We start from the raw sequence: 26139 nt of genomic DNA, 5'->3' as shown, positions 1-26139 counted from the left end.
TTTTTCGTCATGCACGGGAACAGCCGATGCTTAGTCGACCGCGCCTTCGCGGCTCGCGCGGCGACGCTCGTGCTCCTTCAGGAAGCGCTTGCGCAGGCGGATCGACTGCGGCGTCACTTCCACGAGTTCGTCGTCGTCGATGAATTCGACCGCGTATTCGAGCGACATCTGGACCGGCGGCACGAGGCGCACGGCTTCGTCGGTGCCCGACGCGCGCACGTTGGTCAGTTGCTTGCCCTTGATCGGGTTCACGACGAGGTCGTTGTCGCGGCTGTGGATGCCGATGATCATGCCCTCATACAGCGCATCGCCCGGCTTCACGAACATGCGGCCGCGATCCTGCAGCTTCCACAGTGCGTAGGCGACCGCGGCGCCGTCATCCTGCGAGATCAGCACGCCGTTGCGGCGCTCAAAGACCGAGCCGTCCTTGACCGGTGCGTACGAGTCGAAGATGTGGCTCATCAGGCCCGTGCCGCGCGTGAGCGTCAGGAATTCGCTCTGGAAGCCGATCAGGCCACGTGCCGAGATCTTGTATTCCAGGCGCGTGCGGCCGCGGCCGTCCGATGCCATGTCGAGCATTTCGCCCTTGCGGCGACCGAGCTCTTCCATCACACCGCCCTGGTGTTCGTCTTCGACGTCGACCGTCAGCAGCTCGTACGGCTCGTGGCGCACACCGTCGATTTCCTGCATCACGACGCGCGGACGCGACACGGCCAGCTCATACCCTTCACGGCGCATGTTCTCGACGAGAATCGTCAGGTGCAGTTCGCCGCGGCCCGACACTTCGAACACCGTTTCGTCGCCCGTGTCCTTCACGCGCAGCGCGACGTTGTGGTTCAGTTCCTTCATCAGGCGGTCGCGGATCTGGCGGCTCGTCACGAACTTGCCTTCGCGGCCGGCCAGCGGCGACGAGTTGACGAGGAAGTTCATCGTCAGCGTCGGCTCATCGACCGTGATCATCGGCAGCGCTTCCGGCGTGTCGACCGCGCAGATCGTCGCGCCGATGCCGACGTCTTCAATACCGTTGATCAGCACGATGTCGCCGGCTTCGGCCGACTCGACCTGCACGCGCTCGAGGCCCTTGAACGACAGCACCTGGTTGATCTTGCGGTTCAGCACGTCGCCTTCCGGACCGAAGCGCATCACGACCGGCTGGCCCGGCTTGATGCGGCCGCGCGTGATGCGGCCGACGCCGATCCGGCCGACGTACGTCGAGTAGTCGAGCGACGTGATCTGGAGTTGCAGCGGCGCTTCCGGATCGGCCGGGCGAACCGGCACGTGCGCGAGGATCGCCTCGAACAGCGGGCGCATGTCGCCTTCGCGGGTCGCCGGATCGAGCGACGCATAGCCGTTCAGGCCCGATGCGTAGACGATCGGGAAGTCGAGCTGCTCTTCGGTCGCGCCGAGCTTGTCGAACAGGTCGAAGGTCTGGTTGATGACCCAGTCGATCCGCGCGCCCGGACGGTCGATCTTGTTGACGACCACGATCGGCTTCAGGCCGAGCGCCAGCGCCTTCTTCGTGACGAAGCGCGTTTGCGGCATCGGGCCCTCGACCGCGTCGACGAGCAGCAGCACCGAGTCGACCATCGACAGCACACGCTCCACCTCGCCACCGAAGTCCGCGTGCCCCGGCGTGTCGACGATGTTGATGTGCGTGCCTTCGTATTCGACCGCGCAGTTCTTCGCGAGAATCGTGATCCCGCGCTCTTTTTCGATGTCGTTCGAGTCCATCACTCGCTCGGCAATCTGCTGGTTCTCGCGGAAGGTGCCGGACTGGCGGAGCAGTTGGTCGACGAGCGTGGTCTTGCCGTGGTCGACGTGAGCGATGATGGCGATATTGCGAAGGGCGCGGGTCATAGAAACCTGGAAATCGTTGAACGCGCAAACGCGCACGCTCGTCAGTCACCGGGACACGTGCGCGCGCGTTGCAGCTTGGAAAGCCTCAAATTATAGCACGTGAGAATGTCGAGAGCCGGACCGTGTGTTGCAACGCGAAAGATGATGCGCCCCGCCCTCGCCTCGCAGAGGGCGATTCCGCCTGCCGACACACCGCCCACGAACGAAGACCCTGACGCCCGCAAGGGAATTTCGGGCCGCGCAGCGCCCGCCCGCTCGTTCGATTAATATTTGCCGCGGCAAGCAAATAGCGCCTATACTACTGCCTAGTCAACTATTGCAGCTTCAGGGTTTTATGTCGGATTCTCCTTCCCAACCGCCCGTTTCGCCGCTGTCCTCGTATCAGATGAACGACAGCGTCGGTTATCTGATGTCGCGTGTGAAGTCGGTGATGACCAACCTCGTCACGCAGCGCACGCAGGAAGAGCTCGGCATTACGGGCACGCAGGCGAGCATGCTGTTCATGATCGCCGTCGGAAAGTGCTCGACGGCCGCCGAACTCGCTCGGGAATACGGGATCGACGCGAGCGCGGTCACGCGCCTGCTCGATCGCGTCGAGAAACGCGGCCTGCTGTCCCGCGTGCGCAGCATCGAGGATCGACGGGTCGTACGGCTCGAGCTGACCGATGAAGGCCGCGCGCTTGCCGAGCGTCTGCCGCCGGTGTTCCGCAGCGTGCTCGACGAGCTGCTGGACGGATTTACGCCGGAAGAAGTCGGGTTCCTGAAGAGCATGTTGCGCCGCATTCTCAGCAACTACTGCGAAACCGCGGGCGGCAGCATCACGTAATAGTTGCCATAACAATTACTTTTGACAGATTAATGTAAGGAAATCCTTGCAGTGTCCATCATTCATTCCGAGTCAGGGAACAGCGCGATGAAATCCTCCCCGTTGTCCGTGCGCGCCGGGTCGTGCCGCGCCGCCGTCGCCGCCGCGGTTGCCGCGCTGGCGCTGGCGGGCTGCGCAAACTACATCGGCATCAAGAGCGACAAGCAGATCGCACCCGCATCGCAATTCGAAACCGCCCAGAGCCTGCCGGCCCAGGGCGGCCAGTGGCCGGCGCTCGACTGGGCCAACCAGTTCGGCGATCCGCAGTTGCCGAAGCTGATCGACGAGGCGCTCCAGGGCAACCCGTCGATCGCGCAGGCACAGGCGCGCATCGCGAAGGCGTCGTCGTACATCGAGTCGTCGCGCTCGAACCTGATGCCGAAAGCCGAAGCCAGCTACTCGTGGACACGCGAGCTGTATTCGTCGAACGCGCTGTTCCCGCCCCCGTACGGCGGCCAGTGGTACAGCGAGAACAACGCACTCGCGAGCGCGTCGTGGGATCTCGACCTGTGGGGCAAGAACCGCGAGCGCCTGCACACCGCCGTGTCGCAGGAAAAGGCCGCCGAGGCCGACATGCAACAGGCGCGCATCACGCTCGCGTCGTCGGTGGCCCGCACCTACAACTCGCTCGCCCAGCTGTATGCGCTGCGCGACATCGCGCAGCGCGAGATCGCCAACCGCCAGACGGTCGGCAGGATCACCGACGGCCGCGTGTCGGCCGGTCTCGACACCAACGTGGAACGCCAGACGGCGCGCGGCAACATCGCGACGACCCAGGCATCGCTGTCCGACCTCGACGGCCAGATCACGACCGTGCGCTACCAGCTCGCCGCGCTGCTCGGCAAGGGGCCGGATCGCGGACTGCAGATCGCCGCGCCGGTGATGAACCCGACCGGCGAAGTCGCACTGCCCGGCAACCTGCCGGCCGACCTCGTGTCGCGCCGCCCCGACATCGTCGCCGCGCGCTGGCAGGTCGAGGCCGCGATGCACGACGTGAAGGAAGCGAAGGCCGAATTCTTCCCCGACGTGAACCTCGCGGCCGGCTTCGGCTTCGATGCGTTCGGCTGGGGCAAATTCCTGAATTTCGCGAGCCGCCAGGCGCAGTTCGGGCCGGCCATCCACCTGCCGATCTTCGATGCCGGTGCGTTGCGCGCGCAGCTCAAGGGCCGCTACGCGGACTTCGACCTGTCGGTCGCGAACTACAACCAGACGCTGATCAGCGCGCTGAACGACGTCGCGACGCAGGTCGCGTCGATCCGTGCGGTCGATCGCCAGATGGATGACGCGCAGCGTGCGCTCGATGCGTCGACGCGGGCGTACGACCTCGCCGTGATCCGCTACAAGGCCGGCCTGTCGCCGCAGCTCCAGGTGCTGACCGCGGACACCAACCGCCTCGCATCGGAACAGACGGTGACCAACCTGAAGATGCGCCGGCGCGACATGCAGCTCGCGCTGATCAAGGCGCTCGGCGGCGGGTTCGACGCGACCGGCACGCGGCTCGCCGCGCCCGACGCCGACAAGCAGACAAGACAGGCCGCCAACTGATCCGGCGCCACCACTACGCAGACACTCGAAATAACGGACGGAGAAAATCGCCATGAGCGACCCTCAACAAAACGCCGCCAGCGCACAGCCGCAGAACAACGGGAAGCGCAAACGGATGATGACGCTGCTGATCGCGGTCATCGTGATCGCGGCCATCGCGTACGGTCTGTACTACTTCCTCGTCGCGCGCTTCCATGAAGAGACGGACGACGCATACGTGAACGGCAACGTCGTGCAGATCACGCCGCAGGTCACGGGTACCGTGATCGCCGTGAAGGCCGACGATACGCAGACGGTCAAGGCCGGCGATCCGCTGGTCGTGCTCGACCCGGCCGACTCGCAGGTCGCGCTGCAGCAGGCCGAGGCCAACCTCGCGCAAACGGTGCGCCAGGTGCGCGGCCTGTTCGTCAACGACGACCAGTACCGCGCGCAAGTCGCGCTGCGCCAGTCCGACCTGTCGAAGGCGCAGGACGACCTGCGCCGCCGGATGGCCGTCGCGCAGACGGGCGCCGTGTCGCAGGAAGAAATCTCCCATGCACGCGACGCGGTGCGCGCCGCGCAGGCGTCGGTCGACGCGGCGCAACAGCAGCTCGCATCGAACCGCGCACTGACCGCGAACACGACGATCGCGTCGCACCCGAACGTGATGGCCGCGGCAGCGAAGGTTCGCGACGCGTACCTCGCGAACGCGCGTAACGTGCTGCCCGCACCGGTCACCGGCTATGTTGCGAAGCGCTCGGTTCAGGTCGGCCAGCGCGTGTCGCCGGGCAACCCGCTGATGTCGGTCGTGCCGCTGAACGCGGTGTGGGTCGACGCGAACTTCAAGGAAGTCCAGCTCAAGCACATGCGCATCGGCCAGCCGGTCGAATTGACCGCCGACATCTACGGCTCGTCGGCCGTCTACCACGGCAAGGTCGTCGGCTTCTCGGCCGGCACGGGTTCGGCGTTCTCGCTGCTGCCGGCGCAGAACGCGACGGGCAACTGGATCAAGGTCGTGCAGCGCCTGCCGGTGCGTATCGAGATCGATCCGAAGGAACTCGAGAAGCATCCGCTGCGCATCGGCCTGTCGATGCAGGTCGACGTCGACATCAAGGACGAGCGCGGCGACCAGCTCGCCAACGCGCAGAACACGGTCTACGAAACGAACGTGTTCGCGAAGTACGGCGACGAAGCCGACGCCGAGATCGCGCGCATCATCGCCGAGAACGCCGGCGGCAACGCGCCGGCACCGGCCGCGGCGAAGTCGAACGCCGCCGCCAAGATGATGTAACGGTTCCGACTCCGGAAAACTATCGACATGGCACAGGCTCCTGTCTCCCACCCGCCGCTGCAGGGCGGGCAACTCGTGCTCGGGACGATCGCGGTATCGCTCGCGGTGTTCATGAACGTGCTCGACACGTCCATCGCGAACGTCGCGATTCCGACCATCTCGGGCGACCTCGGCGTGTCGTCCGACCAGGGTACGTGGGTCATCACGTCGTTCGCCGTCGCGAACGCGATCTCCGTGCCGCTGACGGGCTGGCTGACCGACCGCTTCGGTCAGGTCCGCCTGTTCCTCGCGTCGATCATCCTGTTCGTCATCTCGTCGTGGATGTGCGGGCTGTCGCCGAACCTGCCGTTCCTGCTCGGCTCGCGCGTGCTGCAGGGCGCGGTCGCGGGCCCGATGATTCCGCTGTCGCAAGCGCTCCTGCTGTCGAGCTATCCGCGCGCGAAGGCACCGATGGCGCTCGCACTATGGGCGATGACGACGCTGATCGCGCCCGTCGCGGGCCCGATTCTCGGCGGCTGGATCTCGGACAACTATTCGTGGCCGTGGATCTTCTACGTCAACATCCCGGTCGGCATCGCCGCCGCCGCTGCGACGTGGGCGATCTATCGCAATCGGGAGTCGGCCGTGCGCCGCGCGCCGATCGACGGCGTGGGCCTCGCGCTGCTGGTCATCTGGGTCGGCTCGCTGCAGATCATGCTCGACAAGGGCAAGGATCTCGACTGGTTCGCGTCGACGACCATCATCGTGCTCGCGCTGACCGCTGTCATTGCGTTCGCGTTCTTCGTGATCTGGGAGCTGACCGCCGAGCACCCGGTCGTCGACCTGTCGCTGTTCCGCATGCGGAACTTCACCGGCGGCACAGTCGCACTGTCGATCGGGTACGGCCTGTACTTCGGCAATCTCGTGCTGTTGCCGCTGTGGCTGCAGACGCAAATCGGCTACACCGCGACCGACGCCGGCCTCGTGATGGCGCCGGTCGGGTTGTTCGCGATCCTGTTGTCGCCACTCACCGGGAAGTATCTGCCGCGTACCGATCCCCGCTTCATCTCGACGGCGTCGTTCCTGACGTTTGCGCTGTGCTTCTGGATGCGTTCGCGATACACGACGGGCGTCGACGAATGGTCGCTGACGCTGCCGACGCTCGTGCAGGGTATCGCGATGGCGGGCTTCTTCATCCCGCTCGTGTCGATCACGCTGTCCGGCCTGCCCGGCAACCGCATTCCCGCGGCGTCCGGCCTGTCGAACTTCGTGCGGATCATGTGCGGCGGCATCGGCACATCGATCTTCCAGACCGCGTGGGACCACCGCAACAACTTCCATCACGCGCAGTTGGTCGAGCAGGCGAACCCGTACAACCCGACGTTCAACCAGGCCGTCACGCAGATGCGCAGCCTCGGGCTGACGCAGGACCAGGCGCACGGCCTCATCAACAACATGGCCACGCAGCAGGCCGCGCAACTCGGCGTGAACGACCTGTTCTACATCTCGGCGGCGATCTTCGTGCTGCTGATCGGACTGATCTGGATCACGAAGCCGGAGCGCGCGGGCGGCGGCGATGCGGGTGCGGCGGCGTCGGCTGCACACTGAGCACCGCGCTCGAACGAGCGCGCCAAACAAAAAACCCGGTCGAAATCGACCGGGTTTTTTTCGTTCCGACGACGGCGCTTGCGCGTCGCGCGTTACGCAGCCGTCACGACGAGGCGTTCGGGCGCGAGCACGCCGTTGGCCTTGCGCGCCACGCCGAGCAGTCGCTGCGCGTCGTACACGCGCACACGCTCGCCCTCGGCCGCATCGATCGAATCGAGCGCCGACAGCGGCAAGCGCTGGCCGTGCAGGAATCGCTTCGCACTCGTTTCGTCGAGGCGCACCAGCGGAAACGTCGACAGCAACGCGTCGACCGGCTGAAGCCAGGCGTCGCGCGCCGCTTCGGCAGCGTCGGACAGCGCGTCGAGCGTCACCGCATGTTCGAGCGTCAGCGCGCCGACACCCGTGCGACGCAGCATCGTCAGATGTGCGCCGCAGCCGAGCGCTTCGCCGATGTCTTCGGCCAGCGTGCGCACATACGTGCCCTTGCTGCAGGTCACGCGGAACGTCACGTCCGGCAATTCACAGGCCAGCAGATCGAGCGCATGGATCGTCACGTTGCGGCCTTCCCGCTCGACGGTCTGGCCCGCACGCGCGTATTCGTACAGCGGCTTGCCGTCGCGCTTGAGCGCCGAATACATCGGCGGCACCTGCACGATCTCGCCGGTAAAGCGCGCGAGCGCCGCTTCGACCGCCGCACGGTCGCATTCGACGGCGCGCGTGTCGAGCACGTCGCCTTCCGCGTCGCCGGTGGTCGTGCGCACGCCGAGACGCATCGTCGCTTCGTAAGTCTTGTCCGCTTCCAGCAAGTCCTGCGAGAACTTCGTCGCTTCGCCGAAGCACAGCGGCAACAGGCCCGAGGCCAGCGGATCGAGCGTGCCGGTATGGCCGGCTTTCTTCGCGAGAAGCAGGCGCTTCGCGCGAATCAGGGCGTCGTTGCTCGACAGGCCGACCGGTTTGTCGAGCAGAAGGACGCCATCCAGCGCGCGCCGCGGCACGCGTGGACGCTGGGGAGCTGCAGTCGTCATGGGGCGTGCGCGCTCAATCGTCCTTCGCGGGCGCGTCGGCTTCGTCGTCGTCCTTCGCGCGCGTCGAGTTGGCTTCCTTGATCAGGCGCGACATTTCCACGGCCTTCTCGATCGTCTGGTCGTAATGGAAGTGCAGCGTCGGCACCGTATGAATGTGCAGGCGCTTGAACAGCAGGTTGTGCAGGTGGCCCGACGCGTGGTTCAGCGCTTCCTGCGTCTTGTCCGGATCGCCGGTCAGCGCCGTGAAATAGACCTTCGCGTGCGCGTAGTCCGGCGTGAGCTCGACGCTCTGGATGGTCACGATACCGATGCGCGGGTCTTTGACCTCGCGCATGATGAGTTCGGACAGATCGCGCTGAATCTGGTCGGCGATCTGAACGTTGCGATTGGGGGAAGTACGTTTCCTGGACATGATCGATCCGTGATCCGTTTATCAGGATAAAGCGACGCGCCGTTGGCGCGCCACCATGAAAATGGGCGGGACAGGCCCAAGCCTGCCCCGCCCCATGAGCCGATACGCGACGATTACAGCGTCCGTGCGACTTCGGTCACTTCGAAGACTTCGAACTGGTCGCCTTCGATGATGTCGTTGAAGTTCTTCACCGACATACCGCACTCGAAGCCTTGCTTGACTTCCTTCACGTCGTCCTTGAAGCGCTTCAGCGATTCGAGTTCGCCCGTGAAGATCACGACGTTGTTGCGCAGCACGCGAACCGACGACGAGCGCTTGACGATACCGTCGGTGACCATACAGCCGGCAACCGTACCGACCTTCGGCACCTTGAACACCTGGCGCACCTCGACCATGCCGGTCACGACTTCGCGCTTCTCCGGCGCCAGCATGCCCGACATCGCGGCCTTCACCTCATCCACTGCGTCGTAGATGATGTTGTAGTAGCGGATGTCGATACCGTTCGCTTCGGCCAGCTTGCGCGCCTGTGCATCCGCACGCGTATTGAAGCCGATGATGACCGCCTTCGATGCCGTTGCCAGGTTGACGTCGTTCTCGCTGATGCCGCCCACCGCGCTGTGCACGATCTGCACGCGCACTTCGTCGGTCGACAGCTTGAGCAGCGACTGCACGAGCGCTTCCTGCGAGCCCTGCACGTCTGCCTTGATGATGAGCGGCAGGTTCTGCACTTCGCCTTCGCCCATCTGCTCGAGCATGCTTTCCAGCTTCGCGGCCTGCTGCTTCGCCAGCTTGACGTCGCGGAACTTGCCCTGACGGAACAGCGCGATTTCGCGCGCCTTGCGCTCGTCCGGCAGCACGATCACTTCCTCGCCTGCACCCGGCACTTCCGACAGACCCTGGATTTCGACCGGGATCGACGGGCCGGCTTCCTTCGTCGGCTTGCCGTTCTCGTCGAGCATCGCACGCACGCGGCCGTAAGCCGTGCCTGCGAGCACGATGTCGCCGCGATTCAGCGTACCCGACTGCACCAGGATCGTCGCGACCGGGCCCTTGCCCTTGTCCAGCTTCGCTTCGATCACGATGCCCTTCGCCGGCGCCTCGACCGGCGCCTTCAGTTCCAGCACTTCGGCCTGCAGCAGCACGTTCTCGAGCAGGTCGTCGATACCGACGCCCGTCTTGGCCGACACCGGCACGAACGGCGAATCGCCACCGTATTCTTCCGGCACGACGCCTTCCGCGACCAGTTCCTGCTTGACGCGGTCCGGGTTCGCTTCCGGCTTGTCGATCTTGTTGATCGCCACGACGATCGGCACGCCACCCGCCTTCGCGTGCGCGATGGCTTCCTTCGTCTGCGGCATCACGCCGTCGTCGGCAGCCACCACCAGCACCACGATGTCGGTCGCCTTCGCGCCGCGTGCACGCATTGCCGTGAACGCTTCGTGACCCGGCGTATCGAGGAACGTGATGACGCCGCGCGGCGTTTCGACGTGGTATGCGCCGATGTGCTGCGTAATGCCGCCCGCTTCGCCCGCTGCAACCTTCGCGCGGCGGATGTGGTCGAGCAGCGAGGTCTTGCCGTGGTCGACGTGACCCATCACGGTGACGACCGGCGGACGCGGCAGCTGTTCCGCATCGGTACCGGTCTCGCCTTCGACCAGCAGTGCTTCCGGATCGTCCAGCTTCGCGGCAACCGCGCGGTGGCCCAGTTCCTCGACGACGATCATCGCCGTTTCCTGGTCCAGCACCTGGTTGATCGTGACCATCTGGCCCATCTTCATCATCACCTTGATGACTTCGGAGGCCTTGATCGACATCTTGTGCGCGAGATCGGCAACCGAGATGGTTTCCGGCACGTGCACTTCACGCACGATCGGTTCGGTCGGTGCCTGGAACGTCGATGCGCTGTCCTGGTGACGGCCGCGACCCTTCGGGCCGCCGCGCCAGCCGCGGTCGACGCCGCCGCTCGAATCGCCGCGCGTCTTGATGCCGCGGCGCTTCGCTGCGTCGTCCTGCCAGCCGCCCTTGCCGCCGCCCGGCTTCTTGTTGCGGTCGCCCGCGCCTGCCAGTGCCGTCGTGGCCGCCGGCGCTGCACCGGCCGGCTTCTTCACGGCCGGGCGTGCTTGCGCAGCTGCGCCCGCCGGCTTTGCCGGCTTGTGCAGCGTGCCCTTCGCTTCGGCCGGCTTCGGCGGTTCCACCGGCTTCGGCGGCTCGACTGCCTTGACCACGGCCTTGCGCGGCGTGTTCATCATTTCGCGGATCGCGCGTGCTTCGGCTTCTGCCGCCGCGCGACGCTTGCTGATCTCTTCCTGCTCGGCGCGCGCCTTGTCCGCCGCCTCGCGGGCAGCATCCTCGGCCTTCTTCGCCGCTTCGCGCTGGGCCGCACGTTCGGCGGCCGCGCGTGCTTCATCCTGCGCGGACTGCGCACCGGCTGCTTCCTGCTGAGCCTCGGCGGCCTGCTGGGCAGCCGCCTGCTGTGCCGCTGCGGCTTCGGCCGCGGCACGCTTCGCCGCCGCTTCTTCCTCGGCACGGCGGCGCTCGGCTTCGGCCGCTTCCTCACGGGCACGGCGCTCGGCTTCCTCGCGCTCGAGGCGCTCCTGACGCTCGCGCAGTTCCTGCGCCTGCTTCTCGAGCAGCTCGGCCTCGCGGCGCGCTTCTTCCTCGCGACGCTTCAGTTCCGCATCGTCGTCCGCTTCGGCGACCTGCGCCTGACCCTGTTCCGCACCCTCGGCCACGTCGTCGCGCTTGACGAACGTACGCTTCTTGCGGACCTCGACCTGAATGGTGCGAGCCTTGCCCGTCGCGTCAGATTGCTTGATCTCCGACGTATGCTTGCGGGTCAGCGTGATCTTGCGCTTGTCGCCGTCGGTTGCGCCGTGTGACTTGCGCAAATGATCGAGCAGACGCGCCTTGTCCGCTTCGGACAGCGCATCGTCTTCACTCGCTTTCTGGACGCCCGCTGCCTGCAGCTGTTCGAGCAGCACACCAGCAGGCATTTTCAGTTCCGCGGCAAATTGGGCTACGTTGTTACTCGCCATTCATTCCTCTTAGTGCAAGGACCGATTCCTTGCGGTTAGCATCGGGTCAGGCCATACGGCCGCCATCAAATCAGTGCGCCATGGTCATTTCTCACTGGAACCAGTGTTCACGTGCTTTCATGATCAACGCCTTAGCGGCATCCTCTTCCATCCCGGTCATATCGACCAGTTCATCCACGGCCAGCTCGGCGACATCGTCGCGCGTCTGCATGCCGTGTTCGGCCAGCTTCGCGAGCAACTCCGGCGTGATGCCGTCGAGGCCCTTCAAATCCAGCGCTGCATTTTCAACCTTTTCTTCGTTCGCGATCGCCATCGTCAACAGAGCGTCGCGTGCGCGGTTGCGCAGTTCGTGCACGGTGTCCTCGTCGAACGCCTCGATTTCGAGCATTTCGTTGAGCGGCACGTACGCGATCTCTTCGAGGCTCGTGAAGCCTTCGTCGATCAGGATGTCGGCAACTTCTTCGTCGACGTCGAGACGCGCCATGAACAGCGAACGCAGTCGGTCGCGCTCTTCACCCTGCTTCAGGGCGGATTCGTCCGGCGTCATGATGTTGATCTGCCAGCCGGTCAGTTCGCTGGCAAGGCGAACGTTCTGACCGCTGCGGCCGATCGCGACAGCCAGCTCGTTCTCGTCGACGACGACGTCCATCGAGTGCTTTTCTTCATCGACGACGATCGACTGGACGGCTGCCGGCGCGAGCGCGCCGATCACGAACTGGGCGGGATCCTCGGACCATAGCACGATGTCGATGTTTTCGCCACCGAGCTCGTTGCGCACGGCCTGCACGCGGGAGCCGCGGATGCCGACGCACGTGCCGATCGGATCGATCCGCTTGTCGTAGGCGATCACGCCGATCTTCGCGCGCACGCCCGGATCGCGAGCGGCTGCCTTGATCTCGAGCAGGCCCTGCTCGATTTCCGGCACTTCCATCTCGAACAGCTTCATCAGGAACTCGGGCGCCGTGCGCGAGAGTTCGATCTGCGGGCCGCGCGCGGTGCGGTCGACCTTCGCGATGTAGGCACGCACGCGGTCGCCCACGCGCAGGTTTTCCTTCGGGATCAGCTGGTCGCGGCGCAGCAGCGCTTCGACACGGCCCGATTCGACGATGAAGTTGCCCTTGTCGAGGCGCTTCACCGTGCCGGTCATGATCTTTTCGCCGCGCTCGAGGTAGTCGTTCAGGATCTGCTCGCGTTCGGCATCGCGCACCTTCTGCAGGATCACCTGCTTCGCGGCCTGCGCGCCGATACGGCCGAACTCGATCGACGGCACCGGCTCCTCGATGAATTCGCCGACTTCGACGTCGGGCTTCTGCTCACGTGCTTCGAACAGCAGGATCTCGCGATCCGGCTCCTGCAAGCCTGCCTCGTCGGGCACGACGAGCCAGCGACGGAAGGTTTCGTGCTCGCCGCTTTCGCGATCGATATGGACGCGGATTTCGGCGCCTTCGTCGAACAGCTTCTTGGAAGCGGAAGCGAGCGCGGCCTCGAGGGCGCCCAGCACCACATCCTTGTCGACGTTTTTCTCGCGCGCCAGCGCATCCACCAGCATCAACACTTCGCGACTCATTATTTGCGGCTCCTAAAGTCAACTTGCGGAATCAGGCGGGCTTTGTCGATATCGGCCAGCGTGAAATCCAGCATGGCTGCCTCGCCCTTCTTCCTCTCAAATTCCAAACCGATCGTTTCGCCATTCGGCGCGTGCAGAATGCCCCGGTACGTCTTGCGCCCGTCCAGCGGCTTTTTCAAGGTCACGGAAACTTCGCTGCCGGCGAAGCGCTCGAAGTCGGCCAGCTTCTTCAACGGGCGGTCGAGCCCCGGGGACGAGACTTCGAGCCGTTCGTAATCGATGTTTTCGACCGTCAAGACGTGCTGGAGCTGACGCGTGACCTTTTCGCAATCTTCGAGCGAGATGCCGGCAGGCTGATCGATGTAGATGCAAAGCATGCCGCGCCCGGTGCGCTCGAGATCCACCAGCTCGTAGCCGAGCCCGGTGACCGTGGTTTCTATCAGTTCCGTCAGTTGCACAGTGTCCTCTCAGGTGTTCGCGCCCGCCGCTCGCGATTCACCCGCGGGCGCGCGCCTTAGCCGGCGCAGGAAGCGCTACCCGAGATGCCTAACCGTTTCAGCAAAAAAAAATGGGCGGAACGCCCATCTTCTTACTGGTGGTCGCACCTGAGCCGCACATTGAATCCGTACGCCCAGCGACTCCGCGATTATAGCGATTTTTGGCGCAAACGCCAAGCCAGCCGGTAAAAGCAGCGTCCAGCCCGCCTTTACCGACCAAAAATGCGAAACCGGACTGTCCGACCAGGCGGCACAATCCGGCAGCGCGATATATATACAGTCAAAAGCAAAACACGCAGGGCGAGGTGCCGACCCAACCGGACTCATGCCGATTTCGCCGGCACACCGGCGGCTTCATGCCGCCGGACGCCACAAACGCTCAGCGGCCCCGCGAGCGATTGCGCTGCGGACGCTGACCGCCGCGCGCACCGCCGCCGCCGTTGCCGGCGCCTTCGGCGCGATTGCCGTTGGGATTGCGGTTGCCGCCCTTGCCGCCGCCGCGCTTGCCGCCAGCGCCTTCACGCTTGGGGCCCGCGCCATACGACGCACGATTGCCGTCGACATCGCGACCGCCACCCGAGCGGTTGCCATAACCCGACGGCGAAACCGGCAAGCTGCCGTAACCGCTCAGGCCGGGCAGGCCCGGGGCGCCGCGCCGGCCGCCACCGCGACGCGGCTGGTCGAGCTGACCATGCGTCGTCAGCACCGGCTCGCGGCCGATGAAGCCCATCGACGTCTGCATCGGATCCGGCTGGCGGCGCTCGGCCTGCCCGCCACCACCGCGCTTGCCCTTTTCCTCGGACGGCGCCTTCAGGCCGACGGTCGCCATCAGCTTGCGCACCTGCGCCTCGTCAAGCTCTTCCCAGCGACCGCGCTTCAGGCCGCGCGGCAGCGGGATCGGACCGTGACGCGTACGGATCAGGCGGCTCACCATCAGGCCGGCCGCCTCGAACATCCGGCGCACTTCGCGGTTGCGGCCTTCGGCCAGCGCAACGTGATACCAGTGGTTCGTGCCTTCGCCGCCACCGTCGCGGATGCGCAGGAAGTTCGCCGGGCCGTCATCGAGCTCGACGCCATGCAGCAGCTTCTGCCGCATCCCTTCGGACAGTTCGCCGACGACGCGCACCGCGTACTCGCGTTCGACGCTGTAGCGCGGATGCATGAAGCGGTTCGCGAGATCGCCCGACGTCGTCAGCATCAGCAGGCCTTCGGTGTTGAAGTCGAGACGGCCCACCGCGAGCCATTTCGCCGTCTTCATCGGCGGCAGGCGGTCGAACACCGACGGACGACCTTCCGGGTCCGCGTGGCTGACGATCTCGCCGGTCGGCTTGTGGTACAGCAGCACGCGCGGCGGCTTGTTCGGCAGCTTGCGCTTGACCGGCTTGCCGTTGATGCGGACCTGGTCGGTCGGCATGATGCGCTGGCCGATATGCGCGGGCTCACCGTTCACCGACACGCGGCCGGCGACGATCAGCTCTTCCATTTCGCGGCGCGAACCCATGCCGGCTTCCGCGAGCACCTTGTGGAGCTTCGGCGCGTCGTCGTCCGGCGACAGCACGCGCTTGTTCGCCGGCTGGCTGCGGCCGCGACGCAGCATCGGCGCACGTACGCCGCTGCCGCCCGCCGAATTGTCCGCGTCGAATGCCGGCGACGTCACATAGGCGAACAGATCGTCCTGCGACGCTGCGTCGCCTTCGGCCTTCGCCGCGCCGCCCTCGGCCTTCGCCGAACCGCCGCGTCGCCCCTGGCCGCCTTGCCCGCCCTGGGCACCCTTGGCTGCGCCTTCGCGCTTGCCGGCCGGCTTGCGGCCACCCTTGGCCGCACCTTCCTTGCGCGGCGCGCGTGCGGGCTGCGCTTCCGCCGCGTCGGCCGGCTGCGCTTCCGCGCCCTCGCCGCCCTGCGACTCGCCATCGCCCTTCGACTTGGCTGCCGCGCGGCGACGCGCGATCAGGCTGCGCGGGCCGCGCCGCAGGCCGCGGCGGGGACGCTCGTCACCACCCGCGGCCGGAGCGTCCTGCTCCGGCGCATCGTCGGCACGCGCGGCCTGCACGGCAGGCGCGGACGATTCAATATCGTGGATATCAGTCAAAACAACCTCAAAATGTCAGGTCTCGCGCCCGACTCGGGCGCGGCAAGAAGTCGGCCGCGATCAGGCGCGGCGCTGTTCGGGTTCTGCTTCGTCGTCCGGCAGCGCGTCGGCGCCGATGGGCGCGCTGGCACTGCGTACGGCGTCGGCGAGGCTGTCGGACGTATCGTCCAGCAACTCGCCGTCCGCGGGACGGGAGCGTGAGGCGTCGGCCTGGCCAGCCTCGCCCGGCATGTCGCCGGCCGCTTCCGCTCCGTCTCCGGCAACCGCGTCGGCAGCCGGCTTGCGATCTTCCTCGTTCCACACCGCGTGCAGCGGCTCGGGCTGCCCGCCGGCCGGCGCTGCTTCGGCGCCGCCCTGTTCGCTCTGAACGCGATCCGCTTCCAGCGTATCGCGGTTCGGCATTTCCTGCGTCGGCGCGCCTTCCGTTGCGGCGTCGCCCGGCAATTCATCCGGCTGAACGTGCGGCTCGTCGGCCGCCGCTTCGCCGGCTTCCGGCACCGCGTCCGCCGCCGGCGCATCGCCGTCGAAGTCCATCGCCTGCTGCGCGAGCAGCGCGGCTTCGATGTTCGCCGCCGGCTCCTCGAGCGCCGGCAGGTCGTCGAGCGCCTTCAGGCCGAGATCGTCGAGGAACTGCTTGGTCGTCGCGTACAGCGCCGGGCGGCCCGGCACGTCGCGATGCCCGATCACCTCGATCCAGCCGCGATCCTCGAGTTGCTTGACCACCTGCGTATTGACCGTGACGCCGCGAATCTCTTCGATGTCGCCACGCGTGACGGGTTGCCGATACGCAATGATCGCGAGCGTCTCGAGCACCGCACGCGAATATTTCGGCGGCTTCTCGGGATGCAGTCGGTCCAGGTAATGGCGCATCGCCGGCTTGCTCTGGAAGCGCCATCCGGTTGCCAGCGCCACCAGTTCGACACCGCGGCCGGACCAATCCTGTTTCAGATCTTCGAGCAACGTGCGGACCGTGTCAGCCGACACGCCGTCGGCAAAGAGCTTGCGCAAATCGCCGAGCTTCAGCGGTTCCTGCGCACAGATCAAAGCAGTCTCGAGGACGATCTTCGCCTCTTGGGTATTCATGCAGCTAGGCCAGACCCTGTGGTCAAACGAACCGGATCAACAAACAGACGAAAGGAACGGAAGACGCGCTCGCCCGATTCTGATCGGTCATATTGATGGGAGCACGAACCGGGGGCGGCGAACCAACTTCAAGCCAGGCCCAAACCGGACGGAACAGCACGGTTCAACGACGGAACCGCGTGACTGAGCGCCATCTTACGCAAAATTGCCCGGTGCGTAAAGATGAGCCGAACGGCCCGCCGCCCGTACGCCGCACCCGCTCCGTCCCCGCTTCAACGCAGGCCTGCGCCGCGCGCGAGGAACGCCCGCAAGCGCTCGACGCCTGCCTCGAGCCGCACCGGATCGCACGCGTAGCACCAGCGCACGAACCCTTCCCCCTCCGGGCCGAACGCGCGGCCGGGCGCCAGCCCGAGTCCCGCCTCGCGCACCAGCGACTTGCACAATGCAAGACTGTCGCCCGCGCCCGGCAACCGCAGGAACAGGTACATCGCGCCCGGCGGAGGCGGCACGTCGACGCCCGGCAACGTGCGCAGCGCGGCGACCAGGTGGTCACGCGCACCGCGCAGCGCCGCGACGAACGACTGCACGAACGGCTCGCCGTCACGCAGCGCGACTTCGCCCGCGGCCTGGATGAAACCCGGCGCGCACGACGTGTTGTACTCGACCAGCTTCGACAGATCGCCCATGACCGACGCCGGCGCGACCAGCCATCCGAGCCGCCAGCCCGTCATCGCCCAGGCCTTCGAGAACGAATTCACGACGATGACCCGCTCGTCGCGCGATGCGATATCGAGGAACGACGGCGCGCCGTCCGCGCCGAACACGAGCCGTTCGTATACCTCGTCGGCGACCACCCAGATGCCGTGGCGCCGGCAATGCGCGAGCACGGCCTGCTGCTCGTCGCGGGACATCACCCAACCGGTCGGATTGTTCGGCGAGTTGACGAACAGCATTCGCGTGCCGGGCGTCAGCGCCGCGAGCAGCCGGTCGACGTCGAGCCGCCAGCCCGCCTCGCCATGGCGGAGCGACACGCACTCGACCTGTGCACCGAGGATCTTCGGGATCTCGACGAGGTTCGGCCAGAGCGGCGTGACGGCGACGACGCGGTCGCCCGGGCCGACCAGCAACTGCGCGGCCAGCATCAGCGCGCTCACGCCCGAACTCGTCACGGCGATCGTATCGGCCGCCGTCGCACCGTGACGCGCACCAACATAGGTCGCAATCGCGTTGCGCAGCGGCACGGTGCCGAGGTTGTGCGTGTAGAAGGTTGCGCCGTCGCGCAGTGCCGCGGCAGCCGCGTCGCGAATGAATGCGGGCGTCACGCGATCGGACTCGCCGAACCAGAACGGCAGCACGTCGGGTACGCCGAAGCCGGCGTTCGCCACTTCCCTGATCAGCGACGGACGCAGCGCCTGAACTGCGCTGCGCGCCGCCGGCTCGCCCGTCGCCGGGCCGACATCTGCGGAATGCGTCATCGAGAACCGCCACCGAGGAACACGATCCGCGTAGTGTAGCGGCGTGCGCGCCCGATCCGCACCCTTTCAGTCGAGATCCTCCGCCCGCGCCGGCATCTGGCGCACGAGCTCCCAGATCGCCTGCGCGGCCGGCGACAGCGACCGGTCGCGGCGGCGCACCAGCTCGACGGTGCGCTCGGCACGCGGCGTCAGCGGCCGCGCGACCAGCGTCGATCCGGCCGGCAGCGGCAGCGACAGCCACGGCTGCACGCTCACGCCGACGCCGGCCTCGACGAGCCCGAACACCGTCGCCGAATGCCCGAGCTCCTGCATGACCGTCGCATTGACCCGATGGGCGGCCAGCGCGGCGTCGATCAGCGGCCGGCTTCCGGACGCATGGTCGAGCAGCACGAGACGCTCGCCGTCGAGCGCCGTCCACGGCACCTCGGCCCGCGCCGCGAGCGGATGATCGGCGCGCGCGACCAGGCAGAACGAGTCGGTCATCAACGGTTCGCACACGAGATCGGCAACGGCGAGCGGCCCGATAACGACGCCGAAATCGACTTCGCTCGACTTCACCTTGCGCAGGACGTCGCTCTGCACGTCGTCACGCAGGCCGAGCGTGACGAACGGGAACTGGCGCTCGCACGACGCGACGACGCGCGGCATGAGCCGGCACGCGATCGTCGGGCTCGCAGCGACGATCACGCGCCCCCGCCGCTGCTCGCCGATCTCGCGAATCTCGCGCAGCGTGTCGTCGAGATCGGCGATCAGGCGGGACACGCTCGCGATCAGGTTCGTCCCGACGTCGGTCAACTGCACGTCGCGCGTCGTCCGGTCGATCAGCTTCAGTCCGAGCTCGGTCTCGAGTTCGCGCACGCAACGGCTGACCGCGGACTGCGTGAGCCCGATCTCGTCTCCCGCGCGACTGAAGCTCCGGAGCCGCGCAACCTCGATGAATACGCGAAGCTGGCGCAGCGTAACGTTCATCCCCTCTCCTCATCAATCGTCGATACCGATGCGCGATTTTAATGCGCGCCATCGTCTTCGATGTGTGAATCCGGCACCGGCAGCACATGTTTCGCTGCGGTGCAATATCGACGCAAACGCACGTAGCACGGGCGACTTGCACAAGATTGGTGATTGTCCTGATTTGCTGGCGGGTTATTTTGGCGTCTTATACGCCCCTAGCTGACTTAGCCGTCAGCCCGCTGCCAAGCGGCTCTCGCGGGAATCGCCTCAGACATGGCACACATCGTGCTTTATCTGACGTACAGGGCGCAGGTCGAGTCGGACAGAGGGCAGAAACGCCGCTGCCGGCCAACCGGAAGCCCCCACCCGGCACTCGACGCTCGAGTGCTTGAAGAGTGCGCGGCGCAGGGCAGCGCACCGGAGTTAGCTTCGCTGAGGTGAGGACATGATGCTGTTCGACGATTTGAGAGATAACGAGTGGGCGCTGGTCGAAGGTCTGTTTTGCTCGGAACCCGCACGCAGTGAACGGCGCGGCCGTCCCCGCGTCGAGGCCCGTTCGGTGGTAAACGCCGTGCTGTGGGTACTGTCGACGGGTGAAGGCTGGTCGAAGCTGCCGGGCCGCTATCCGTCGCCGCCGACCTGCCGCCGTCGCTTCGACGAATGGCAGGCAGACGGCACGCTCGCCGAAATCGTCAAGCGACTCGGCACGAGCGGCCGCCAGATCTCGCTGCGCGGGCGCATTGGGGCGAGCGCGACGAAGCCGCCAGCACCGCCGAGCCGCGACCGGCTGCGCGGCGCCTTCTGGACCAACCCGGAATCCTGGCGCGCCCCCGTGAAGATGGCGTAACGCATGCTCGATCGGGCGGCTTCGGCCGCCCGGTTTCTTTCAGTGCCACGCGCTTTTGCGCGGCGCTCGCATCGCCGTCGATTGCGCTGTCGTGCGGCGATACATCTATTTACGATTATTTACAGCAAGCCTGCACTCCCACGCTTACCTTAGCGAAATATCAACAGGCCGCGCCGGTGGCTTGAAGGGAGCCCCGCCATGAAACCAATGTCACTGCTCGTCGCATGCGGCATTGTCATTTCGCTGGCGCTGACCGCCCCCGCTCGCGCGGACGATCGCGCGAAGCCGCCTCACCACCAGCAGGATCATCGGAACACCCTTCGCCAGCAACCGCCCGCCGCGCCGCCCAATCGGCAGACCGTGCCGCGCGGCGATTTGCGCGGCGACATCGCCAGCAACGCGCGCGCGCGCACTGGCTCGCAGCCGTCCGACCTGCCGCGTCATCCGTAGTCCGCAGGAATTCGTCAAAGAAAATTACCGGATTCGGGAACTGCCCGACATGCGACGAGTCACATTCGTTGCCATGAGCACAGCGTGGCAACAGCAAAAGTATCCGGTACGCCCGTATCCTCGCGATACGGGCTTTTTTTTGCGTCGCCGGTGGACGGCGCGCGAGAACGGGAGTGCGCCGCTACAGGCGGCTTTCGAGAATCGCCACGGCGCTCGCTTCGCTCAATGCGTAGTCGTCCATACGGCGATCGGTCCAGGAAAGCAGTTTCTCGTCACGCTCGAGGCGCGCGCATTCGGCACGACCGTTATCGGTCAGCACCGCGATGTCGACCGGCGCATGAAAACCCGGTGCGGGAGCAACGGTCTTCTGCCTGACCGTGTCCATCAGCCCCAGCGACCGGAGATACTCGAACACGCCCGGGCGGCGCGCCCACGGTACCTGGCGGTACTGCACTCGTCTCAATGCGTCGAGCACCGCTTCGTTGGAATACGTGGTCATCTCGATTCTTTCTTAAAGTGCAGCGACAATGCGAAGCGGCGCGCCGGGCGGGAGCTCCGCCCGCCGATACCGCCACCGATTCTGGGGGCCGACGTTCGGCGTCGCGTCAGGGCCGGATCGTCAGCCGTCCATAAAAAGACACCATACCCCAATCAAATTGATTCTGTTCGATTCATTTGTACTTCTCTTCATCGGTTTCATGCTCTGCCGCAAGCGGCGGCGACTCATCGCGATCGCGAGCGTCGCGCTGTTCTGGCTGCTCGCGACAGGCTGGCTCGCCGCGCCGCTCATCGCGTGGACCGAAGCGGGCGTGACGCCGGTCGAGCGCCCCGACATGCATGGCCGGACCACGCTGATCATCATCGGCGCCGGCACGCGGCGCAGCGACACCGGCCTGCGACCGCCTCCCGACGGGGAAGCACGCATCCGCGAGACCGCGGCGCTCTACCGCACGTGCCGGCAGCAGGCTGCCCGCTGCACCGTGGTGATGTCGGGCGGCGACCCGCAACGTCACGGCGAAACCGAGGCGGCCGTCTACGGGCGCCTGCTGGTCGCGGCGGGTGTCGCTTCCAGCGACCTCGTCCTCGAGCCGAACAGCCGTACCACCTACGAAAATGCGAAATTCACTGCATCTATACTACGCTCACAACATGACGACACGCGCATTCTCGTCACGTCGTCCTATCAGATGCGCCGCGCATTGCTCGATTTCCGCCGCTTCGGCATCGATCCGCAACCCGTTTATGCGAACCGCCGGCGCGCGCAAACGGGCTGGCTGCCCCGCTGGCACAACCTGGAAGACGCGAATCAGGCATTGCACGAACTGATCGGCATCGCACAGTTCCACGTCTACCGATGGCTCGGCTGGTTTTGATTGCAACGCTTGCACCGGCGGCGAACGCGACGGTGCCGCCCCGGGATGGCATGCGCATGACGGAATGCACGAAGTGTTGCGCGACTTCAACGGGGCCTTGCGCTGTACCTCGATCCGGTGCACATTGATCCGTCACTTTTGTTACACTCGACACGCACTCGATTGCAGTCGCCAGACAAAACGGCAACATTCGGGTTCATCACCACTTAGCGGAGGTAAAGCAATGAAGAAGACGTCCCTGGCTATTCTGGTCGCGATGTCGGCGCTGACTGGCGCAGCGTATGCGCAAGAGAGCACGCAAATCCAGACCATCACCGACCCGGCGAAGATCGCCGAGATCGAGCAGCGCGCACAGGCACTGCAACAGCAGCAAGCAGCCGAGGCTGCACAGCCGGCGGCGCAGGAAGAGCACCACGGCAAGAAGGCTGCTCACCACAAGGCAGCGAAGAAGGCTGGCAAGAAGGCCGCCAAGGCCGCTCCGGCAGACGCTGCCAGCCAGTAAGTTCGGCGGCACCGCACAAGCGAAAAGCCGAATCCGGGCAACCGGGTTCGGCTTTTTTGGTTGCGGCGCCTGCGCGCTGTGCTAAAGTCGCGCACCGAAATTTTCCACCCGTGCGCACCCCGGTGCGGAGGACAGCATGAGCAACATTCAACTCGACATCGAGTGGACCGAAGCAGCCACTCGCAAGATCAAGCAACTGATGCCGCGCGGCTCGGACGACGCCTTTCTCGCGCTGCCGCCGATCGAGTGCCTGCCGATGGAGGGCGACGTGCTTTTCCTCGGCCCGCAAGGCAAGCAGCAACCGTTCATCGTCGCCGAACGCCAGTATCACCACGACGGCGATGCCGACTGGACGATCATCCTGATCCTCGACGTACCCAGCGCGTCGCACTGACGCGTCGCGGCGGCCGGCAACGCGTCCGGCCGCACCGCCCTGCTCGCACGCGCTGCGACGGCACGCGAATCCCGGGCCGATCGAGCCGGTCCGCGTCCGTTTCGCGATTGAGCGGCGTGTGAGCGGAACGCTCGCACGCGGCCAACGCGACCTCGCCCTACCGGCGCTCGCCGGATGCGAACCGCGCCGCCCCCACTCCAATTGATTGCGAATCACCGAATCCCGCACAGGCCGGATCGGCGCCCTCGCATTGCGGCCCCACCAAAAAAATTGCCCGCGCTTCATACGAAGCGCGGGCGAAACCGTCGCCCTACGAGGATAGGCGACGGGGCCATCGAGACCCGCGCGCGGCGCGGATCATCATCGGTTGTGCCCGCGCTCGCAGCGCCGGCATCTGGGGACGTCGAAACCGTTGGTCGGGCGTTCTCGACGCCTGCCCGGTCTCTGGCACCACCCTCCCTGTCCTAACGATTCGAACTAGTAAAGCAGTTTGCGTGCCAGGTGCATTTTCGAAAGCACGTCATTGATCCATAAGGATATTTTCTGGGACCATGACGATGTAACACACGTTCCGCCGCCGTAACGCGCGGATGTTACGTAACGTCACAAGGCGGAGCAGCCGAACGTCCCGCACACGCCGACGTCACGGCGCGCGACCATAAAAAAAGCCCGCCGGGCGGCGGGCTTGTTCGACGAGCGGGATCGTACCGCGATCAGCGCAGCTGATTCACGAGCAGCCCCATGATCTGCCGGGCCGGCGACGACGAATCGATCGCACCCGAATCGTCGACGACTGCCACACGCGTCTGGTCGGCCGTCAGCGCCTTCACGTTGACGCGATACTGCTTCGCCTGCTTTTCCTTCTTGCCGTGGAACAGTTGGCTCCAGAAGCCCTGCTCGGCCGCGCTCAGATCCTTCGGATCGACATAACGCACGAAATACAGACCCTTCGTGCGATCGCGATCGTCGACCGTGAAGTTCGCGCGATCGAGTGCGAGGCCGACGTGCAGCCACGACCGGTCGTACGGCTCGCCGAGCGTGACTTCGGACGGCACCGCGCTCGTGTCGACGTCGTTCGCTTGCGACGACGTACGCGCGACGTTCTGCGCAGCGATCGCCGCGGCGGCCGCCTTCGACGCGTCGGTATCGGCCTTCTTGTCCTTCGGCACCGTGTTGTCGTTGATGTTCGCGACCGGCGGCTCGCCGTTCTTCGCACGCTGCTCGTTCTGCGCGAGCACCGCCATCAGCCGCTTCAGGTATTCCGTCTCGAGCGCCGGATCGTTCGGCTTCGCTTCCCACTTGCTCGAATCGTTGTTCGCGCCGGTGATCGCCTCGCGCATGCCCTTCTGGCTGACGAACACATAGGTGCCGCCGTTCGGCGCCGAATCGAGGCGCGTGCGGTACTTGTTGCGCTCGGCCGTCACGTACGAATTGCCCATCGCTTTCGAGATCACGCTGCGGATCAGGCCGTCGTTGATCTGCGGATGGGTCTCGTTCCAGTCGGTTTCCATCACGCCCTTGTCGCGCTGGTCGACGACCAGCAGGAAGCCCTGCTCCTGCCAGAAGCGGCGCACTTGCGGCCAGATGTCGGCGGGCTTCTTGCCGTCGATCACGAGCCAGCTCTCGGTGCCGTCGCGCTGGATATGCATGCCGGCCACGGCGGGCGCGACGGTATCCGTCGCGGGCGCCGTGTGCTGGACCTGCTGAAGCGCGGACAGGGAAGTCGCGCCGCCCTGCGGCGGCAGCGAACGCTGATCGGCCGTCTCGTCGAGCATGTTGGGCGGCACTGCGAGCGACGCTTCCTTCGATTTCGAATCGCTCTTGTAGTCCACTTTCGTGGGCGACGACGTACCGCAACCGGCGACGAGCGCACCGGTGGCGAGCACTGCAGCGAACCGCATGGTAAGACGAAGATCAGTCATGTTCGGGGAATCCTCTTCCGCTAAATCACGGCGCTTTCCGTGGATCAACCTTGCATTTTACCGGGGCCGCGCCGGGATGTGCAAAAAAGCGACGGGCAAGAAAAAACCCGCGTCAGCCTGAGCTGACGCGGGTTCTTATCTGGTCGGGGCGAGAGGATTTGAACCTCCGACCACCTGCACCCCATGCAGGTACGCTACCAGGCTGCGCTACGCCCCGAAAGAAAAAAATTATAACAGAGAGTTGGCCGGTTTAGAACGGGTCGCATGCATTTTGTGCATGTTCCTGCCGAAATTTTTTGTGGCGCACGTGGCGTGACGGATTCGACACGAACGGCGACGCACATGACGCCCCGTCCGTCTGCCATCCGTCTACACGATCCGCCTGACGCTCACGCGCTGCGCGCGACACAGATCACCGTGAGCCCCGCCAACCGGTTGAACCGGAACATCGGCAACTCGGCGCGGCAGATCAGCTTGAGCAAACCATTGACTACCGGATGGTGCCGACGCAGTTGCGACGCGGGTTCGCGTGGCTGGCGACGCGCCCGCTCGCTCAGTCGCAATGCCGCCGCGAGCGGAAACGTGAAGCCGAAGTAGTAAGCGCCGCGCTCGACCTCGAGCCCCGCACGGCGCACGACGTCTTCGAGGCCGTCGAGCGTATACCTGCGCTTGTGTTCGAGAAAGTCGTCGTGCGCGCTCCAGAGGAACTGAAACGCGGGAACGGTGATCAGGAAGCGGCTGCCCTTCGGCACGCCGGCCACATATTGTGCAAGCAGCCCGACATCGTCATCGACGTGCTCGAGCACGTCCATCAGCAACACGAGATCGGCATCGAGCCGATTGACGGCGCGGCGAAAATGGACGGGCTTGCCTGCCGCCTCGCCGTCGGTATCGTCGGCGTAGCTCGTGTCGACACACCACGCTTCCGTCGCCTGCGTGCGCTCGAGCAAATGTTTCGAAAAGAAACCCGAGCCCGCGCCGACATCGAGTATCCGGTTCGCATCCGCCGCGCCCAGAAACCGGCGAATCGCGCTCGCCTTCGACGCGTAGTACCAGTGATCGCCGACGTCCGCTCCCAATACGTCGAGTTCCTTCAGATCCATGACGCCTCCCCCGTGTCGGCCACCATGCTTCGATCATCAAGCTACTGACGCCGATCTTACCGCGCCGCAGCCGTCGCACGCATCGCAAGTTGCGCGAATTGCACCGCGCCCGCATCGCGTCCTAGTCGAAAAGGACGATGGCCGTTTCGCCGCGGATCGCTACCGTGCGCTTACCCGGCGCGAGATCGCCGCGCCCGGCGCATCGTCCGACTGCAGGCCGATCGAGATCGCAGATCTGCGCGTTGCCGCGCGCCGCGCCGGGCCGGCAGCGACTTCGATCTCAACCGCGG

General features: G+C 65.7%; 21 protein-coding genes, 1 tRNA gene and 1 pseudogene. 9 read left to right on the top strand and 14 right to left on the bottom strand.

What is annotated here, in order from left to right; all coding sequences use genetic code 11:
* Window positions 1-30: 30 nt before the first annotated feature.
* Complete coding sequence (gene typA / locus U5A56_RS32605) at window positions 31-1857, bottom strand: translational GTPase TypA (protein WP_044846027.1); 1827 nt, start codon at window positions 1855-1857, stop codon at window positions 31-33.
* A 334-nt stretch (window positions 1858-2191) separates the two neighbouring features.
* On the opposite strand from typA, the gene U5A56_RS32600 reads away from it, so the two are divergent.
* From U5A56_RS32600 to U5A56_RS32585, 4 genes are all read left to right on the top strand, one after another.
* Entirely contained in the window at window positions 2192-2683 is a 492-nt protein-coding gene (locus tag U5A56_RS32600) for a MarR family winged helix-turn-helix transcriptional regulator (protein ID WP_014897211.1), read from the top strand.
* Between the two features lie 87 nt (window positions 2684-2770).
* Complete coding sequence (locus tag U5A56_RS32595) at window positions 2771-4267, top strand: efflux transporter outer membrane subunit (RefSeq protein ID WP_124488904.1); 1497 nt, start codon at window positions 2771-2773, stop codon at window positions 4265-4267.
* Between the two features lie 52 nt (window positions 4268-4319).
* Window positions 4320-5537, top strand: a complete 1218-nt coding sequence (locus tag U5A56_RS32590) for an efflux RND transporter periplasmic adaptor subunit (protein ID WP_044846029.1) — start codon at window positions 4320-4322, stop codon at window positions 5535-5537.
* Window positions 5538-5564: 27 nt separating this feature from the next.
* Window positions 5565-7124 carry a DHA2 family efflux MFS transporter permease subunit gene (locus U5A56_RS32585; protein ID WP_044846030.1) on the top strand — a complete coding sequence of 520 codons (1560 nt, stop codon included), beginning with the start codon at window positions 5565-5567 and terminating at the stop codon, window positions 7122-7124.
* 92 nt (window positions 7125-7216) lie between these two features.
* Here the strand turns inward: U5A56_RS32585 and truB are convergent, their stop codons facing one another.
* From truB to U5A56_RS32540, 9 genes are all read right to left on the bottom strand, one after another.
* Window positions 7217-8149 carry a tRNA pseudouridine(55) synthase TruB gene (truB, locus tag U5A56_RS32580; RefSeq protein WP_321821967.1) on the bottom strand — a complete coding sequence of 311 codons (933 nt, stop codon included), beginning with the start codon at window positions 8147-8149 and terminating at the stop codon, window positions 7217-7219.
* A 13-nt stretch (window positions 8150-8162) separates the two neighbouring features.
* Window positions 8163-8561 carry a 30S ribosome-binding factor RbfA gene (gene rbfA / locus U5A56_RS32575; RefSeq protein WP_006495346.1) on the bottom strand — a complete coding sequence of 133 codons (399 nt, stop codon included), beginning with the start codon at window positions 8559-8561 and terminating at the stop codon, window positions 8163-8165.
* 113 nt (window positions 8562-8674) lie between these two features.
* Window positions 8675-11596 (bottom strand): translation initiation factor IF-2, encoded by a 2922-nt coding sequence (infB, locus tag U5A56_RS32570; RefSeq protein WP_321926633.1) that lies wholly within the window; start codon window positions 11594-11596, stop codon window positions 8675-8677.
* A gap of 91 nt (window positions 11597-11687) precedes the next feature.
* Window positions 11688-13163, bottom strand: a complete 1476-nt coding sequence (gene nusA / locus U5A56_RS32565) for a transcription termination factor NusA (RefSeq protein ID WP_044846033.1) — start codon at window positions 13161-13163, stop codon at window positions 11688-11690.
* Window positions 13163-13621 carry a ribosome maturation factor RimP gene (rimP, locus tag U5A56_RS32560; RefSeq protein ID WP_014897219.1) on the bottom strand — a complete coding sequence of 153 codons (459 nt, stop codon included), beginning with the start codon at window positions 13619-13621 and terminating at the stop codon, window positions 13163-13165. The genes nusA and rimP overlap by 1 nt, the downstream gene beginning before the upstream one ends.
* A gap of 418 nt (window positions 13622-14039) precedes the next feature.
* On the bottom strand, window positions 14040-15749 hold the full coding sequence (gene rluB / locus U5A56_RS32555; RefSeq protein WP_044846034.1) for a 23S rRNA pseudouridine(2605) synthase RluB: 1710 nt from the start codon (window positions 15747-15749) through the stop codon (window positions 14040-14042).
* 60 nt (window positions 15750-15809) lie between these two features.
* A complete protein-coding gene (gene scpB, locus U5A56_RS32550) occupies window positions 15810-16832 on the bottom strand; it encodes an SMC-Scp complex subunit ScpB (RefSeq protein ID WP_321802182.1) in 1023 nt (340 codons plus the stop codon).
* A gap of 272 nt (window positions 16833-17104) precedes the next feature.
* Window positions 17105-18307 carry a pyridoxal phosphate-dependent aminotransferase gene (locus tag U5A56_RS32545; RefSeq protein ID WP_321926631.1) on the bottom strand — a complete coding sequence of 401 codons (1203 nt, stop codon included), beginning with the start codon at window positions 18305-18307 and terminating at the stop codon, window positions 17105-17107.
* 66 nt (window positions 18308-18373) lie between these two features.
* Window positions 18374-19276 carry a LysR family transcriptional regulator gene (locus U5A56_RS32540; RefSeq protein WP_321926629.1) on the bottom strand — a complete coding sequence of 301 codons (903 nt, stop codon included), beginning with the start codon at window positions 19274-19276 and terminating at the stop codon, window positions 18374-18376.
* A 430-nt stretch (window positions 19277-19706) separates the two neighbouring features.
* Here U5A56_RS32540 and U5A56_RS32535 point away from each other — a divergent pair.
* Together U5A56_RS32535 and U5A56_RS32530 are read left to right on the top strand one after the other, a co-directional pair.
* Window positions 19707-20102, top strand: a pseudogene (locus tag U5A56_RS32535) (transposase); the annotation flags it as partial.
* Between the two features lie 201 nt (window positions 20103-20303).
* Window positions 20304-20555 carry a hypothetical protein gene (locus tag U5A56_RS32530; RefSeq protein WP_044846038.1) on the top strand — a complete coding sequence of 84 codons (252 nt, stop codon included), beginning with the start codon at window positions 20304-20306 and terminating at the stop codon, window positions 20553-20555.
* A gap of 181 nt (window positions 20556-20736) precedes the next feature.
* Here U5A56_RS32530 and U5A56_RS32525 read toward each other — a convergent pair whose 3' ends face one another.
* Window positions 20737-21054, bottom strand: a complete 318-nt coding sequence (locus U5A56_RS32525) for a hypothetical protein (RefSeq protein ID WP_044846039.1) — start codon at window positions 21052-21054, stop codon at window positions 20737-20739.
* A 157-nt stretch (window positions 21055-21211) separates the two neighbouring features.
* Between U5A56_RS32525 and U5A56_RS32520 the strand changes: the two genes are divergently transcribed.
* The 3 genes from U5A56_RS32520 (at window position 21212) to U5A56_RS32510 (ending at window position 22824) form a co-directional block, all read left to right on the top strand.
* On the top strand, window positions 21212-21928 hold the full coding sequence (locus U5A56_RS32520) for a YdcF family protein (protein ID WP_321926661.1): 717 nt from the start codon (window positions 21212-21214) through the stop codon (window positions 21926-21928).
* A 223-nt stretch (window positions 21929-22151) separates the two neighbouring features.
* Window positions 22152-22430, top strand: coding sequence for a hypothetical protein (locus U5A56_RS32515; protein WP_059608570.1), 279 nt, complete (start codon window positions 22152-22154; stop codon window positions 22428-22430).
* Between the two features lie 136 nt (window positions 22431-22566).
* Window positions 22567-22824 carry a hypothetical protein gene (locus tag U5A56_RS32510; protein WP_006486090.1) on the top strand — a complete coding sequence of 86 codons (258 nt, stop codon included), beginning with the start codon at window positions 22567-22569 and terminating at the stop codon, window positions 22822-22824.
* A 713-nt stretch (window positions 22825-23537) separates the two neighbouring features.
* Here the strand turns inward: U5A56_RS32510 and bamC are convergent.
* The 3 genes from bamC to U5A56_RS32495 form a co-directional block, all read right to left on the bottom strand.
* A complete protein-coding gene (bamC, locus tag U5A56_RS32505) occupies window positions 23538-24746 on the bottom strand; it encodes an outer membrane protein assembly factor BamC (protein WP_044846042.1) in 1209 nt (402 codons plus the stop codon).
* Window positions 24747-24886: 140 nt separating this feature from the next.
* A tRNA-Pro gene (locus tag U5A56_RS32500) sits at window positions 24887-24963 on the bottom strand.
* 172 nt (window positions 24964-25135) lie between these two features.
* Window positions 25136-25849 (bottom strand): methyltransferase domain-containing protein, encoded by a 714-nt coding sequence (locus U5A56_RS32495; RefSeq protein WP_044846043.1) that lies wholly within the window; start codon window positions 25847-25849, stop codon window positions 25136-25138.
* Window positions 25850-26139 lie beyond the last annotated feature (290 nt).

Origin of the sequence: Burkholderia sp. BCC1998, from assembly GCF_905339875.1 — a bacterium.
In the GTDB taxonomy this organism is placed as follows: Bacteria; Pseudomonadota; Gammaproteobacteria; order Burkholderiales; family Burkholderiaceae; genus Burkholderia.
The sequence above is the reverse complement of the archived record's forward strand: the minus strand, read 5'-3'. Positions and strand labels throughout refer to the sequence as shown.